The following is a 14,373-nucleotide window of genomic DNA, read 5'->3' as shown; positions in this document are numbered from 1 at the left end:
GGCGGGCTCCCCGAAGATCATTACCGGCTGGTAGGCCGGTTCTACGGGGCTCCGCGGCTCGCGGGCAAGCCGCCGGGGCGTCGTCCGCGGACCGCGCGGGATTCACCTATCAGGCTGGTGCCGGCCGTATGCTTCACGCCATGCGCGTCTACATTCCCACGACCCTGCCCGGGCTGGCCGAGGCATACAAAGCCGGTGAGCTGGGACCCGTTCCGCTGGACGCCTTCGCCGTGACGCCCAGCCTGCGCGAGTGGTATGTCTCCGACGACATCGAGGAGTTGGAGTACGCCGCGCTCAACCGCGCCGCCCAGGCGGCGCTGCGGCTGCTCGCGCTGCACCCGGACGTGGCGCGCCGCCGGGTCGTCCTCGCGGTGGACGTGGCCGACACAGAGGTGCGCTACGACCCCGACCGCAGCCTCGACCCGTCCGCGCTCGGCGAGGTCAGGCTCGACAAGGCGGTGCCGCTGTCGAAGGCGGCGGCCGTGCACGTGGACGCCGACGAGGCCGAGCCCGATGTGACGGCGGCGGCCGGTGCGCTGGGCGCGGCCGACGCGGGCGACGACGACGCGCAGTTCGTCGTGGACGGCGCGGAGGACCACGAGTTGCTCTGGTACGCCACCCAGGAGATCCCCAACCTGATCGGCTGACGGCCCCGGCCCGCCCTCGGCCGTGTCGTACCCCCCGGGTACGGTTCCTGGTGTGAGCACGCATCTCGTGTGGGACTGGAACGGCACCCTCTTCCACGACATCGACGCGGTGGTCGGGGCGACGAACGCCTCGTTCGCCGAGTTCGGCATGCCGCCCATCACGCTGGAGCGCTACCGCGAGCTGTACTGCATCCCGGTGCCGCGCTTCTACGAGCGGCTGATGGGCCGGCTGCCCACCGACGCCGAGTGGCTGGTGATGGACGAGTCGTTCCACCGGCACTACTGGGCGCTGGCCGAGAAGTGCGCGCTGGCCGAGGGCGCCGCCGAGCTGCTGGCCGCCCGGGTCGCGGCCGGCACCACCCAGTCGCTGTGCTCGCTCGCCCCGCACGCGCAGCTGCTGCCGATGGTGGAATCGCACGGCATCACCGGGCACTTCCTGCGCGTCGACGGCCGCATCGACGCGTCGACCGAGGGCAAGGCCGCCCAGCTCGCCCGCCACCTGGAAGCACTGGCAGCCGCCGAGGACGGCGGCGTCGATCCGCGCCACGTGGTGATGATCGGCGACGCGCTCGACGACGCTGCCGCCGCTGCGCAGGCCGGCGCCCACGCCGTGCTGTACACCGGCGGTTCGCACAGCCGCACGGCCCTCGAAGCGGCCGGCGTGCCCGTCGTCGACACCCTCGCCGAGGCCGTCGTAGCCGCTGAGCGGATAGCCGCCGGGGCCTGACCGCCGTCCGGCGCGGCCCTACGGCCGCTCCCACACGCGCCCCTGGTGAAGCCCCGTCACGCCGCCCCCATGTCCACCTGAGGCCATGTCCAATCAGTCCAAGGTGTCTCGTGTTTTTGTACGAAGACGTCTCCTGACACGGCCCCTGGACCGGGGGATAGCCTTGCAGGCGTGATCAACGTTGATCCACACATCAGGGGCGGATTCGTGTTCATGGACACGGTGGACCCTTCTTCAGGCATAGCGTCGTTCCGTAGCGGAAACCCCGCGTCGCGGAGCGTCGTGCCCACACCCGACGTCACGCAATGGCGCGCGACAGGAGTCAGAGGACATGCAGACCAAGCTGGACGACGACAAGGCCGAGCTGCTGGAACGGGCAGCCCGGGTCGGTGAGCACAGCACGGCGGGGGGACAGTCCGGCCAGAGCCTCGACCAGGCGGCACTGACCACGTTCCTGCGCCTTTACTACCTGCACAGCGCACCGCAGGACCTGATCGACCGCGACCCGGTCGACGTCTACGGCGCCGCGCTCTCCCACCACCGGCTCGCGGAGGTACGCCCGCAGGGCACCGCCAACGTCCAGGTGCACACCCCCACCGTGGAGGAGAACGGCTGGCAGTGCAGGCACACCGTCGTCGAGGTGGTCACCGACGACATGCCGTTCCTGGTGGACTCGGTCACCAGCGCGCTCACCCAGGCCGACCGTGCCATCCACGTGGTCTTCCACCCCCAGTTCCTGGTCCGCCGTGATGTCACCGGCAACCTCCAGGAGGTGATCGGCGCCGGCGTCTCCACCGAGGGCGAGCAGCTGCCGCACGACGTGCTGGTGGAGTCCTGGATCCATGTGGAGATCGACCGGGAGACCGACCCGGGCGACCTCAAGGAGATCACCGCCGACCTGCGCAAGGTGCTGTCCGACGTCCGCGAGTCCGTCGAGGACTGGACGAAGATGCGGCAGGCCGCGCTGCGGATCGCCGACGAGCTGTCGCAGAACCCGCCGCCGCTGCCCGAGCAGGAGACCGGCGAGGCCTGGGAGTTGATGCGCTGGCTCTGCGACGACCACTTCACCTTCCTCGGCTACCGCGAGTACGAGCTGGCCACCGAGCAGGAGGAGGACGGCACCGAGCAGGACGTGCTGGTCGCCGTCCCCGGTACCGGCCTCGGCATCCTGCGCTCCGACCCCAAGCACCCGCGCGCCGACGACACCCATCCCGGCCACCCGGGGCACCCGGGCTCCCCGTCGTTCAGCCGGCTGCCGGCCGACGCCCGCGCCAAGGCCCGCGAGCAGAGCCTGCTGATCCTCACCAAGGCCAACAGCCGCTCCACCGTGCACCGCCCCTCGTACCTGGACTACGTGGGCGTCAAGAAGTTCGACGCCGAGGGCAACGTGATCGGCGAGCGCCGCTTCCTCGGCCTGTTCTCGTCGGCCGCCTACACCGAGTCGATCCGCCGGGTGCCGGTCATCCGCCGCAAGGTCGAGGAGGTGCTCGAAGGCGCCGGCTACTCCGCCGACAGCCACGACGGCCGCGACCTGCTGCAGATCCTGGAGACCTACCCGCGCGACGAGCTGTTCCAGACCCCGCCCGACGAGCTGCGGGAGATCGTCACCAACGTGCTGTACCTCCAGGAGCGCCGCCAACTGCGGCTGTTCCTGCGGCAGGACGAGTACGGGCGCTACTTCTCCGCGCTGGTCTACCTCCCCAGGGACCGCTACACCACGGCGGTGCGGGTGCGGCTGACCAACATCCTCCAGGAGGAACTGGGCGGCCACAGCGTCGACTTCACCGCCTGGAACACCGAATCGGTGCTCTCCCGGCTGCACTTCGTGATCCGGGTCGACCCCGGCACCGCGCTGCCCGACCTGGACGAGGCCGACGTCGAGCGGATCGAGAACCGGCTGTCGGCCGCGATGCGGTCCTGGGCCGACGGCTTCGCCGAGGCGCTGAACGCCGAGTACGGCGAGGAGCGCGCCGCCGAGCTCAACCGCCGCTACGCGCAGGCGTTCCCCGACGGCTACCGGGCCGACTTCGACGCGAGGATCGCGGTCGCCGACCTCCAGCACATCGAGGACCTGGGCGCCGACGACTTCCGGCTGAGCCTGTACGAGCCGGTGGGCGCCGCCGAGGACGAGCGGCGCTTCAAGATCTACCGCACCGGCGCCCCGGTCTCGCTCTCCGCGGTGCTGCCGGTGCTGCAGAAGCTCGGCGTCGAGGTGGTCGACGAGCGCCCGTACGAGCTGCGCCGCAACGACAACACCCGCACCTGGGTCTACGACTTCGGGCTGCGCCTCGATCCGGCGCTGGGCGATCTGGGCGAGGACGCCCGCGAGCGCTTCCAGCAGGCGTTCGCCGCCACCTGGACCGACCGCGCGGAGAACGACGGCTTCAACTCCCTGGTGCTGCGCGCCGGTCTGGACTGGCGGCAGGCGATGGTGCTGCGCGCGTACGCCAAGTACCTGCGGCAGGCCGGCTCCACCTTCAGCCAGGACTACATGGAGGACACCCTCTGCACCAACGTCCACACCACCCGGCTGCTGATCAACCTCTTCCAGGCCCGGTTCTCGCCCGACCACCAGCGGGCCGGCAGCGAGTTGACCGACGGCCTGCTCGAAGAGCTGGAGGGCGCCCTCGACCAGGTCGCCAGCCTGGACGAGGACCGCATCCTGCGGTCGTTCCTCACCCTGATCAAGGCCACGCTGCGCACCAACTACTTCCAGCACGCCGACGACGGCGAGCCGCACGCGTACCTGTCGATGAAGTTCGACCCGCGGGCCATCCCCGATCTGCCCGCGCCCCGGCCGGCGTTCGAGATCTGGGTGTACTCGCCGCGGGTCGAGGGCGTCCACCTGCGGTTCGGCAAGGTCGCCCGCGGCGGCCTGCGCTGGTCCGACCGCCGGGAGGACTTCCGTACCGAGGTGCTGGGCCTGGTCAAGGCGCAGATGGTGAAGAACACCGTGATCGTGCCGGTCGGCGCCAAGGGCGGCTTCGTCGGCAAGCGGCTGCCCGACCCGGCCGCCGACCGGGACGCCTGGCTGGCCGAGGGCATCTCCTCGTACAAGACGTTCATCTCCGGGCTGCTGGACATCACCGACAACCTGGTGGGCGGCGAGGTGGTGCCGCCGCGTGACGTGGTGCGGCACGACGAGGACGACACCTACCTGGTGGTGGCCGCCGACAAGGGCACCGCGTCCTTCTCCGACATCGCCAACGAGGTCGCCGTCTCCTACGGCTTCTGGCTCGGCGACGCCTTCGCGTCCGGCGGCTCGGTCGGCTACGACCACAAGAAGATGGCGATCACCTCCTCCGGCGCCTGGGAGTCGGTCAAGCGGCACTTCCGCGAGATGGGCCACAACACCCAGGAAGAGGACTTCACCGTCGTCGGCATCGGCGACATGTCCGGTGACGTGTTCGGCAACGGCATGCTGCTGTCCGAGCACATCCGGCTGGTCGCCGCGTTCGACCACCGGCACATCTTCCTCGACCCCAAGCCGGACGCGGCCGTCTCCTACGCTGAGCGGCGCCGGCTGTTCGAGCTGCCGCGCAGCAGCTGGGCCGACTACGACACCAAGCTGATCTCCTCCGGTGGCGGGGTCTTCCCCCGCACCGCCAAGGCGATCCCGCTCAACGCGCAGATCAGGGCGGCGCTCGGCATCGAGTCCAACGCCGCGAAGATCACCCCCGCCGAGCTGATGAAGGCGATCCTCCAGGCCCCGGTGGACCTGCTGTGGAACGGCGGCATCGGCACGTACGTCAAGGCGTCCACCGAGAGCCACACCGACGTCGGCGACAAGGCCAACGACCCGATCAGGATCGACGGCGCCGACCTGCGGGTGAAGGTGGTCGGCGAGGGCGGCAACCTGGGCTTCACCCAGCTCGGCCGGATCGAGTTCGCCAGGGGCGGCGGCCGGATCAGCAACGACGCGATCGACAACAGCGCCGGCGTCGACGCCTCCGACCACGAGGTCAACATCAAGGTGCTGCTCAACAGCGTGGTGTCGGCCGGCGACCTGACGGTCAAGCAGCGCAACAGCCTGCTCGCCGAGATGACCCACGAGGTCGGCGACCTGGTGCTGCGCAACAACTACGCGCAGAACGTGGCGCTGGCCAACTCCATGGCGCAGGCCCCCAGCCTGCTGCCCGCCCACCACCGGTTCATCCGGCGCCTGGAGAAGGACGGCCGGCTGAACCGCAAGCTGGAGTTCCTGCCCACCGACCGGCAGGTCCGCGAGCGGCTGGCGGCCGGCCAGGGCCTGACCGAGCCGGAGCTCGCGGTGGTGCTGGCCTACGCCAAGATCACCGTCGCCGACGAGCTGATCCACACCGAGCTGCCCGACGACCCCTACCTGCGGTCGCTGCTGCACGCGTACTTCCCCGTGCCGCTGCGCGAGCGCTTCGAGCAGCAGATCGACGCCCACGCGCTGCACCGCGAGATCGTCACCACCGTGCTGGTCAACGACACCGTCAACTCCGGCGGCACCACCTTCCTGCACCGCTTCCGGGAGGAGATCGGCGCCACCACCGAGGAGATCGTCCGCGCCCACACCGCGGCCCGGTCGATCTTCGGCCTCGGCCGGATCTGGGACGAGGTCGAGTCGCTGGACAACACGGTGGCCGCCGACGTGCAGACCCGGATCCGGCTGCACTCGCGGCGGCTGGTGGAACGGGCCACCCGCTGGCTGCTCAACAACCGGCCGCAGCCGCTGCAGATCGCCGAGACCATCGACGACTTCAGCGCCGGGGTCGGCGCGGTCTGGGCCGAGCTGCCCAAGCTGCTGCGCGGCGCGGACCAGGACTGGTACCAGCAGCTGCACGACGAGCTGACCGGTGCCGGGGTGCCGGAGGAGACCGCCAACCGGGTCGCCGGGTTCTCCTCGGTCTTCCCGACGCTGGACATCGTGGAGGTCTCGCACCGCAGCGGCAAGGAGCCGCTGGCCGTCGCCGAGGTCTACTTCGACCTCGCCGACCGGCTGCGGATCACCCAGCTGCTCGACCGGATCGTGCTGCTGCCGCGGGCCGACCGCTGGCAGTCGATGGCCCGCGCCGCGATCCGCGAGGACCTGTTCTCGGCGCACGCGGCGCTGACCGCCGACGTGCTGGCGGCCGGCCCCGAGGACGCCACGCCTGAGCAGCGCTTCGAGGCGTGGGAGGCACAGAACTCCGGGCTGATCGGCCGGGCCCGCACCACCCTGGAGGAGATCCAGGGCGCGGAGGAGTTCGACCTCGCCAGCTTGTCGGTGGCGATGCGGACGTTCCGCACGCTGCTGCGCACGCACCGCTGAGCCGCGGCCTGCGGCCCGCACACGAGGGAGCGCGCCCGGCGCGGCGCGCTCCCCCCACCGCCGACGAGGGCGCACGGCCTGCCGCCGAGCAGTGCACTGCGGCCCCGGCATCGTCGCCGGGGCCGCCCGATCGGCCCGTCGGCCGCGTCGGCCTCGTCGGCCCTGACGGTTCCGGCCCGTCCGGTCGTCTCATCGGCCGTGGGTGTGCTGGCCGGACCGGTCGGCGTCGTCAGGCTGATGGCCCGGCGGCCCTGACGGTTCCGGTCCGGCAGTCCGTGCCGCCCGCTCAGCCGGCGCAGACGTTCGCCGGTGCGCGGGGCGATGCAGTGCCGGCGGCCCTGACGGTCCAGTCCGTCCGGGTCACCCCCTGAGCCGGGTCACCCGCTCAGCCGGATCAGCCGCTCACCGGTCCGCGGGCCGGTCGCCACCAGGCGCCCGTCGTACGGCACCCGCTGACCGGGCGTCAGCAGCAGCCAGCCGACGCCGTACCGCCGGACGATCGCGGCGCGGCCGGCCGCCGAGGTGCCCGGTGACAGGTACGCGGCCACGTCGGCGAACCGCCGGGCCCGGTCGGCGGCGGGCGTCGAGGGGTCGGGCCAGGCCGGGGCGACCAGGTAGACCCCGTAGGCGGGCAGCACATGGCCGGCCCGGTAGCCGTCGGTCAGCAGCACCCCGCCCGCCGGGATCCGGTCGGCCGCCCAGCCGTAGTCGGCCCAGCGGGACGGATGCCCGACCGCGACCGGCAGCAGCCGCCGCGGCACCACCGCGCCGATCTGCGCGACCAGCCCGAAGCACAGCGCGAGCGCGGCCAGCGGCGCGAGCAGCGCCCGCAGCCGGGTCCACGGCGGCGCCGCCGCCAACTCCACGGCGAGCGCGAACTGCGGCGGCACCAGCAGCAGCGCGAAGACCCGGCCGTACGTGTAGTGCCCGCTGACCCAGCCGTAGCCGGCGATCAGGCAGTCCGCGGCGAACATCAGCAGCAACGGGTCGCGCAGCGCCTGCCGGTGAGCCGCGTGATTCCCGGGCCGGAGCGGGCCGCTGACGCTGCGGCGGTCCGTACGTCCGGGGCCCGCCCGCTGGGCGAGTGCGTGCATGCTCGCGACGCCGTGCCGGTCCGTGCGGCGGGTTGCGGGCCGCGAGGCCGACGTGGGAGGGCCGGCCGCAGCACGGCGGCCCTCACGTCCGAGGGCCGCCTGCTGGGTGAGTGCGTGCATGCCCGTGATGCCGTGCCGGTCCGTGCGGCGGGTTGCGGGCCGCGAGGCCGACGTGGGAGGGCCGGCCGCAGCACGGCGGCCCTCACGTCCGGGGGCCGCCTGCTGGGTGAGTGCGTGTATGCCCGTGATGCCGTGCCGGTCCGTGCGGCGGGTCGTGGGCCGCGAGGCCGACGTGGGAGGGCCGGCCACAGCACGGCGGCCCTCACGTCCCACGCGCGCCCGCAGGGCCAGGGCGGGCAGGCCGACGGTCGCGAGGCCGTACCACTGCCACGGGTGCAGGTAGAGGCGTCGGTGCACCTCGTCCACGGTGCTGTCGCCGGCCAGCGTGAACACGTCGAAGTACGGCCAGGAAAGCGCCACCGCGAATGCCGCCGCCACGCCCAGCGCCCAGGCGGCGGCCACCGGCCGCGACCAGTCGCGCTGCCGGGCCGCCAGCACCGCGACGACCCCGACGGCCGCCGCGAGCGCGGTGATCGGGTGGATCAGCAGCAGCACCCCGAAGAGCGCGCCGAGCCCCGCGCAGGCCGCCGGCCGGGCCCGCTGCCCGCGCGCCACCCGGTCCGTCCACGCCCACAGCAGCAGCGCGAGGCCCACCGCGAAGGTGCTCGGGTACGAGGCGCCCCGGGTCAGCGACCACACTCCGCTGAAGCCGCTCCACTCCTTGCCGCGGGTGCCCCACAGCAGCGTGAACGCCAGCAGCGCGTAGACCGGGGCCATCCGCCGGCCGCTCAGCGTCCGCGCGTAGGCCCCCACTCCGGCGACAAGCACCGCCAGGTTCACCGGGCCGCAGGCGCGCACCACCTGCCGGCCGGCCGCGCCGGTCAGCCGGGCGATCAGGCCGAGCGCCACGATGTACGGCGAGTAGTACGGGCTGCCGTCGCCCGGCGTCTTCAGCAGCGGGTTCGACGGGTGCCGCCAGTCGTCCCGCACCCGCTGCACGGCCGCCGCGTGCTGCCCGAAGTCCGAGGCGATCGGCGTGTGCCAGGCGACGACCGCCACGATCAGCCAGAAGGCGGTACCGGCCAGCAGGAACGGCGTGGCGCGGGTGCCGACCGCGGCCCGGGCGCGGCGCCCGGCCAGCGGGGCGGTGGCGCCGGCGGTCACGCGGGCGCCGGCGGCGGCTCGTCGAGGGCGACCCGCTCGGGGACGGCCGGGGCAGGCTCAGCGGCCACCCGTTTCGGGGTGGCCCGCTCGGTGGGCCGCCGGGACTCGCGTCCGGCCGCTCCCAGCAGCGGCAGCATCAGCACGCCGAGCAGCACCAGGGCCGCCATGTAGCGGAACAGGCCGGACGGGTTCGCGGCGATCACCGCCAGTTGCAGCCCGACGGTGATGGCGGCCAGCGCGACCGCCGCCCGCAGCCGGCGCCGCCTGACGACCCTGAACACCATCAGATACGTGGCCCAGCACCACAGCGAGCCGGTCCACAGCGGCCACAGCAGCTCCGGCGCGCGGGCCGCGGTGTACGCCCACACCCCGGCCCTGTGCAGCCGCGCCGAGGGCGGGTCCAGGCGCAGTTCCGGCAGGTAGCGGCTGTGCTCCATCCGCCCGCCGGGCGCCGCCTGGCCGAAGGCGTCCGCCGGGATCACCGGCGGCTGTACGTAGATGTCGCTGTCGCGGTGCGGCAGCGCCCAGGCGATCCGCGAGCGGCACAGGTGGCCGGAGATGATCAGGTCGGGCCGTTTGGTGAAGGTGTGCCGCCATACGGTGAGCAGTTTGTCGTTCAGCCGCTCGGCCGCGGGCCGGTTGAACGGCGGTGCCAGCACCGGGTCCACCCACTGGCAGTTCGCGCCGGCCCTCGACCAGTGCGACAGTGGCGCCACCTGCGCCATCACCGTCAGGTCCGAGCGCCGGAAGTCGCCGGGCGCCCGGTTGTACGCCACCGAGATGTCCGCGTAGTTGAAGGCGTAGTACGAGCTCGTCGAGGGCTCCTTGATCCCCGCCGCCGGGTAGACGCCGAAGTTCAGCGCCAGCGCGAGCGCGGTCGGGCCGAGCGTGACGATGCCGATCCGCCGCCACTGCCGGGGCATCGCGATCACCAGCACCAGGCCGGCCGCGACCACGGCGGGATAGCCGTTGTTGCGGAACAGCGAGAGCCCGAGCATTCCGGCGGCCAGCACCCACCAGTGCGCGTCCGGACGCCACGGATGCGCCCCGACGCCGACCGGCCCGCCGCCCGATCCCGCGCCCGGCCCCGCGCCCGGCCCCGCTTCCGGCTTCGCCGTGGCCGCCTTCCGCGGCGCCTTCCGGGCCACCCGCCGGGCCCAGTCCGCGCGGGCCGTCAGATGGGTGATCGCGCCGAAGGCGAAGACCGCCGAGATCGCGTACGCGCTGTCCTTCCAGACGAAGATCGAGAACGTGCCGGTGGACGGCACGATCACGCAGGCCAGCGCCGCGGCGGCGGCCCAGCGCCCCCGGGCGCCCAGCGCGCGCAGCCCAGTCGCGGTGTAGGCCAGGGCCGCCGACATGGCCACGGTCTGGAGGAAGGTCAGGGCGGCCAGCCCGCCGGTCAGCTGGAGCGAGAGCCAGACCGCCGTGTCGTAGAGGACGGAGTGGTCCGACTGCCAGTTGTCGGTGGTCACCTGCCAGACGTAGGTGACCGAGTCGAAACTCATCAGCCCCGGGTAGAAGGCCAGCCACCACAGCAGCAGCACGAACTCGCAGGCCAGCCCCACCGCCAGCGGCAGCCTGGCCCACTCGGGCAGCCGCCCGGCGGCGCGGCCGAGCGCGGTGGCCGGCGGGTCCTTGCGGCGGTCGCCGGTGAACCGGCTGATGGTGGTCACTGGATCTCAACGCGGCACCGGAGCGGAGGTTTCGCCCGTACCCCCGTATTCCGCCCCATGATCACCCGGACGGCCGCACGCAGCTCCCGGCGGAGTGACCCGCGCCCACGGCGCCCCGTTGGACGGGTCCACGGGCGGCCCGCCGTCCACCACCGCGGGCCGCCCGGCCACCACGACGGGCACCCCCCACCCCCCAGAGGGAGCCACTAGTGCGCGAGATGAGCATCGCCGGTGCCTGGGTCCACGAACCCCGGGTCTTCCCCGACGACCGGGGCAGCTTCCACGAGTGGTTCGCCGCCGGCGGCTTCCGCGACGTCACCGGCCAGGGCCTGGACCTCGCGCAGGCCAACTGCTCGGTGTCCCGGCGCGGCACCCTGCGCGGGGTGCACTACGCCGACGTGCCGCCCGGCCAGGCGAAGTACGTCACCTGCGTGCGCGGCGCCGTGATGGACGTGGTGGTGGACCTGCGCACCGGCTCGCCCACGTTCGGCCGGCACGAGGCGGTGGCCCTGGACGACCGCGACCACCGGGCGGTCTACCTCGCCGAAGGGCTCGGCCACGCCTTCCTCGCGCTGACCGACGACGCCACCGTGGTCTACCTGTGCTCGCAGGGCTACGCCCCGGACCGCGAGCACGGCATCCACCCGCTCGACCCGGCGCTCGGCATCGGCTGGCCCGCCGACTGCCCGCCGCTGCTCTCGCCCAAGGACGCCGCCGCCCCCACCCTCGCCGAGGCCGAGCGCGCCGGGCTGCTGCCCGACCACCGCGAGTGCGCCGCCTACTACGAGCGGCTGCGCAGCGCGGGGAAGGCCGCGGCCAGCGCCTGACGCCAGTCCCTGATCGGCGGCAGCCCGGCCCGCGCCCAGCCGTCGTGCCCGAGCACGCTGTACGCCGGCCGGGGCGCGGGCCGGCGCATCGCCGCGCTGTCCACCGGCCGTACCCGCTCCGGGTCCGCGCCGAGCAGCGCGAACACCTCGCGGGCCAGCTCGAACCAGGTCGCCATACCGCCGCTGGTGCCGTGGTAGACCCCGGCCGGCGGCCGTCCCGCGCCCAGCCCGACCAGCCGGTCGGCCAGGTCGGCGGTCCAGGTGGGCTGCCCGTGCTGGTCGTCCACCACGTCCACGGTGTCGCGCTCGCCCTCCAGCCTGATCATCGTCGCGACGAAGTTCGGGCCGCCGGCCCCGTACAGCCACCCGGTGCGCACCACGAAGCCGTCCGACGGCAGCAGGTCCAGCACCGCCTGCTCGCCGGCCAGCTTGCTGCGGCCGTACGCGGTGCGCGGCGCCGGATCGGCGGACTCGGCGTACGGGACGGTGGCGTCGCCGCCGAACACGTAGTCGGTGGAGACGTGCAGCAGCCGGGCGCCGGACTTCGCGCAGGCCGCGGCCAGATGGCGCGGCCCGTCGCCGTTGACCCGCAGCGCGGCGGCCGATCCCTCGGCGGTCTCGGCGTCGTCAACGGCGTTCCACGCGGCGCAGTTGACCACCACCGACGGGCGGTGGTCGGACATCACCGCCTGAACGGCGTCGGCGTCGGTGATGTCGAGCGCCCGCCGGTCCACCCCGACGGCCGGCTCGCCGGCCTCGGCGAGCCGCAGCAGCACATCGTGGGCCAGTATCCCGGCGGCCCCGGTGACCAGCCACGTCATCGCGGAACCACCAGCCCGGCACGGGACTTCAGCGGTTCCCACCACTCGCGGTGGTCCCGGTACCAGGCCACCGTGCCGGCCAGGCCGGCCCCGAAGTCGCTGACCGGGGTGTAGCCCAGCTCGTCGCGGATCTTGCCCCAGTCCACCGAGTACCGCTGGTCGTGGCCCTTGCGGTCGGCCACGTGGTCCACCATGTCCCAGCCCGCGCCGCACGCCTCCAGCAGCAGCCCGGTCAGCTCGCGGTTGGTCAACTCCGTGCCGCCGCCGATGTTGTAGACCTCGCCGGGCCGCCCGCCGCGCCGCACCAGCTCCACACCCCGCACATGGTCCGACACGTGCAGCCAGTCCCGTACCTGGTGCCCGTCGCCGTACAGCGGCACATGCAGCCCGTCGAGCAGGTTGGTGACGAACAGCGGCACCAGCTTCTCCGGGAACTGCCGCGGGCCGTAGTTGTTGGAGCAGCGGGTGATCCGCACGTCGAGGCCGTGCGTGCGGTGGTAGGCCAGCGCCAGCAGGTCACTTGACGCCTTCGCCGCCGAATAGGGCGAGTTGGGGTCGAGCGGGTCGGTCTCCGGCCAGGACCCCAGCGGGATCGAGCCGTACACCTCGTCGGTGGAGATATGCACGAAGGTGCCGACGCCGTGCCGAAGCGCCGCGTCCAGCAGCACCTGCGTGCCGACCACGTTGGTGGTGACGAAGTCGGCGGCGCCGGTGATCGAGCGGTCCACATGCGTCTCGGCCGCGAAGTGCACGATCTGGTCGTGCGGCCGCCCGGCCAGCAGCCGGTCCACCGCGGCGGCGTCCCTGATGTCCCCGTGCACGAAGCTGAACCGCGGATCGTCGCGCACCGGGTCGAGGTTGCTCGGGTCGCCCGCGTAGGTGAGGGCGTCGAGCACCGTCAACTCGACCGGCCGCGCCGGGGCCTGGGGGCTGTCTTCGAGCAGCGTGCGCACGTAGTGCGAGCCGATGAAACCGGCACCGCCGGTTACCAGGATGCGAGTGGTCACGACGAGATCTGCACCTTGCTGTGGTCGCCGAGTACGAGTCGGTGGGTGGCGGGCACCCGGAGGCAGGGGGTCACCTCGACGCGGCGGCCGATCAGGGACGCCTCGATCCGGCGGACGCCCAGGATGGAGGAGTGCGGCAGCACGATGGAGAACTCGATCTCGCTGTCCCGGATCACGCAGTCGTCGCCGATCGAGGTGGACGGGCCGACGTAGCTGCCGGTCACCTCGGTGCCGTCGCCGATCATCACCGGGCCGACGATCCGGGAGCCGCTGATCCGGGCGCCCTCGCCGACGCTGACCCGGCCGACCAGTTCGCTGTCGGTGTCGACCTCGCCGAGCACCACCGGCTCGACGGTCTCCAGCACCGAGCGGTTCACCTCCAGCATGTCGGTGACGTTGCCGGTGTCCTTCCAGTAGCCGTCGATCACCGTGGACCGGACGTCCTGGCCCTGGTCGATCAGCCACTGGATCGCGTCGGTGATCTCCAACTCGCCGCGCCAGGACGGCTGGACGGCCCGCACCGCCTCGTGCACGGCGGCGCTGAAGAGGTAGACGCCGACCAGCGCGAAGTCGCTCTTGGGCTTGGCCGGCTTCTCCTCAAGGGCGATCACCCGCCCCGCCTCGTCCAGTTCGGCCACCCCGAAGTCGCACGGGTTCGGTACGTGGGTGAGCAGGATCTGCGCGGCCGGCCGGCTGGCGGTGAAGTCCGCGACCTGGCCGCCGATGCCGCCGACGATGAAGTTGTCGCCGAGGTACATCACGAAGTCGTCGTCGCCGAGGAAGTCCCGGGCGATCAGCACCGCGTGGGCGAGGCCGAGTGGCTGCTCCTGCTGGATGTACGTCACCCGCAGGCCGTGCGCGGAGCCGTCGCCGACCGCCGCCATGATCTCGGCGGCGGTCTCGCCGACGATGATCCCGACGTCCTGGATGCCGCACTCGGCGATGGCCTCCAGGCCGAAGAACAGCACGGGTTTGTTGGCCACCGGGACGAGTTGCTTCGCCGAGGTGTGGGTGATCGGGCGCAGCCGGGTGCCGGAGCCGCCGGCGAGGACGAGGGCTTTCACGCTGTCGT

Annotated in this window: 9 protein-coding genes; 4 read left to right on the top strand and 5 right to left on the bottom strand. The window is 72.9% G+C overall.

What is annotated here, in order from left to right; genetic code table 11:
* Positions 1–140: 140 nt before the first annotated feature.
* The 3 genes from ACQPW6_RS12880 to ACQPW6_RS12870 all read left to right on the top strand — a co-directional run bounded on the left by ACQPW6_RS12880 (position 141) and on the right by ACQPW6_RS12870 (position 6,652).
* Positions 141–647 carry a DUF6912 family protein gene (locus tag ACQPW6_RS12880; protein WP_433889729.1) on the top strand — a complete coding sequence of 169 codons (507 nt, stop codon included), beginning with the start codon at positions 141–143 and terminating at the stop codon, positions 645–647.
* Positions 648–699: 52 nt separating this feature from the next.
* The gene (locus ACQPW6_RS12875; protein WP_433889728.1) at positions 700–1,374 is read left to right on the top strand and encodes an HAD family hydrolase; all 675 of its coding nucleotides are present in this window, start codon (positions 700–702) and stop codon (positions 1,372–1,374) included.
* 331 nt (positions 1,375–1,705) lie between these two features.
* Entirely contained in the window at positions 1,706–6,652 is a 4,947-nt protein-coding gene (locus tag ACQPW6_RS12870; protein WP_433889727.1) for an NAD-glutamate dehydrogenase, read from the top strand.
* Positions 6,653–7,029: 377 nt separating this feature from the next.
* On the opposite strand, the gene ACQPW6_RS12865 is transcribed toward ACQPW6_RS12870, so the two are convergent.
* Both ACQPW6_RS12865 and ACQPW6_RS12860 read right to left on the bottom strand, forming a co-directional pair.
* Positions 7,030–8,970: a hypothetical protein gene (locus tag ACQPW6_RS12865; RefSeq protein ID WP_433889726.1), complete on the bottom strand. Its 1,941-nt coding sequence runs from the start codon at positions 8,968–8,970 to the stop codon at positions 7,030–7,032.
* Positions 8,967–10,646, bottom strand: a complete 1,680-nt coding sequence (locus ACQPW6_RS12860; protein WP_433889725.1) for a DUF6020 family protein — start codon at positions 10,644–10,646, stop codon at positions 8,967–8,969. The genes ACQPW6_RS12865 and ACQPW6_RS12860 overlap by 4 nt, the downstream gene beginning before the upstream one ends.
* A gap of 218 nt (positions 10,647–10,864) precedes the next feature.
* On the opposite strand from ACQPW6_RS12860, the gene rfbC reads away from it, so the two are divergent.
* Positions 10,865–11,473, top strand: a complete 609-nt coding sequence (gene rfbC, locus ACQPW6_RS12855) for a dTDP-4-dehydrorhamnose 3,5-epimerase (RefSeq protein ID WP_433894518.1) — start codon at positions 10,865–10,867, stop codon at positions 11,471–11,473.
* Here the strand turns inward: rfbC and rfbD are convergent.
* From rfbD to ACQPW6_RS12840, 3 genes are read right to left on the bottom strand one after another with little or no spacing between them, the layout of a single operon-like run.
* Positions 11,428–12,294: a dTDP-4-dehydrorhamnose reductase gene (gene rfbD, locus ACQPW6_RS12850; RefSeq protein ID WP_433889724.1), complete on the bottom strand. Its 867-nt coding sequence runs from the start codon at positions 12,292–12,294 to the stop codon at positions 11,428–11,430. The two genes, rfbC and rfbD, sit on opposite strands and share 46 nt — an antisense overlap.
* Positions 12,291–13,301: a dTDP-glucose 4,6-dehydratase gene (rfbB, locus tag ACQPW6_RS12845; protein ID WP_433889723.1), complete on the bottom strand. Its 1,011-nt coding sequence runs from the start codon at positions 13,299–13,301 to the stop codon at positions 12,291–12,293. The genes rfbD and rfbB overlap by 4 nt, the downstream gene beginning before the upstream one ends.
* The gene (locus tag ACQPW6_RS12840; RefSeq protein WP_433889722.1) at positions 13,298–14,365 is read right to left on the bottom strand and encodes a glucose-1-phosphate thymidylyltransferase; all 1,068 of its coding nucleotides are present in this window, start codon (positions 14,363–14,365) and stop codon (positions 13,298–13,300) included. Before ACQPW6_RS12840 ends, rfbB begins: the two co-directional genes overlap by 4 nt.
* Positions 14,366–14,373 lie beyond the last annotated feature (8 nt).

Origin of the sequence: Streptomyces sp. CA-111067 (assembly GCF_050956065.1) — a bacterium.
Lineage (GTDB): Bacteria > Actinomycetota > Actinomycetes > Streptomycetales > Streptomycetaceae > Actinacidiphila.
This window is presented reverse-complemented; position numbering and strand designations above follow the sequence as displayed.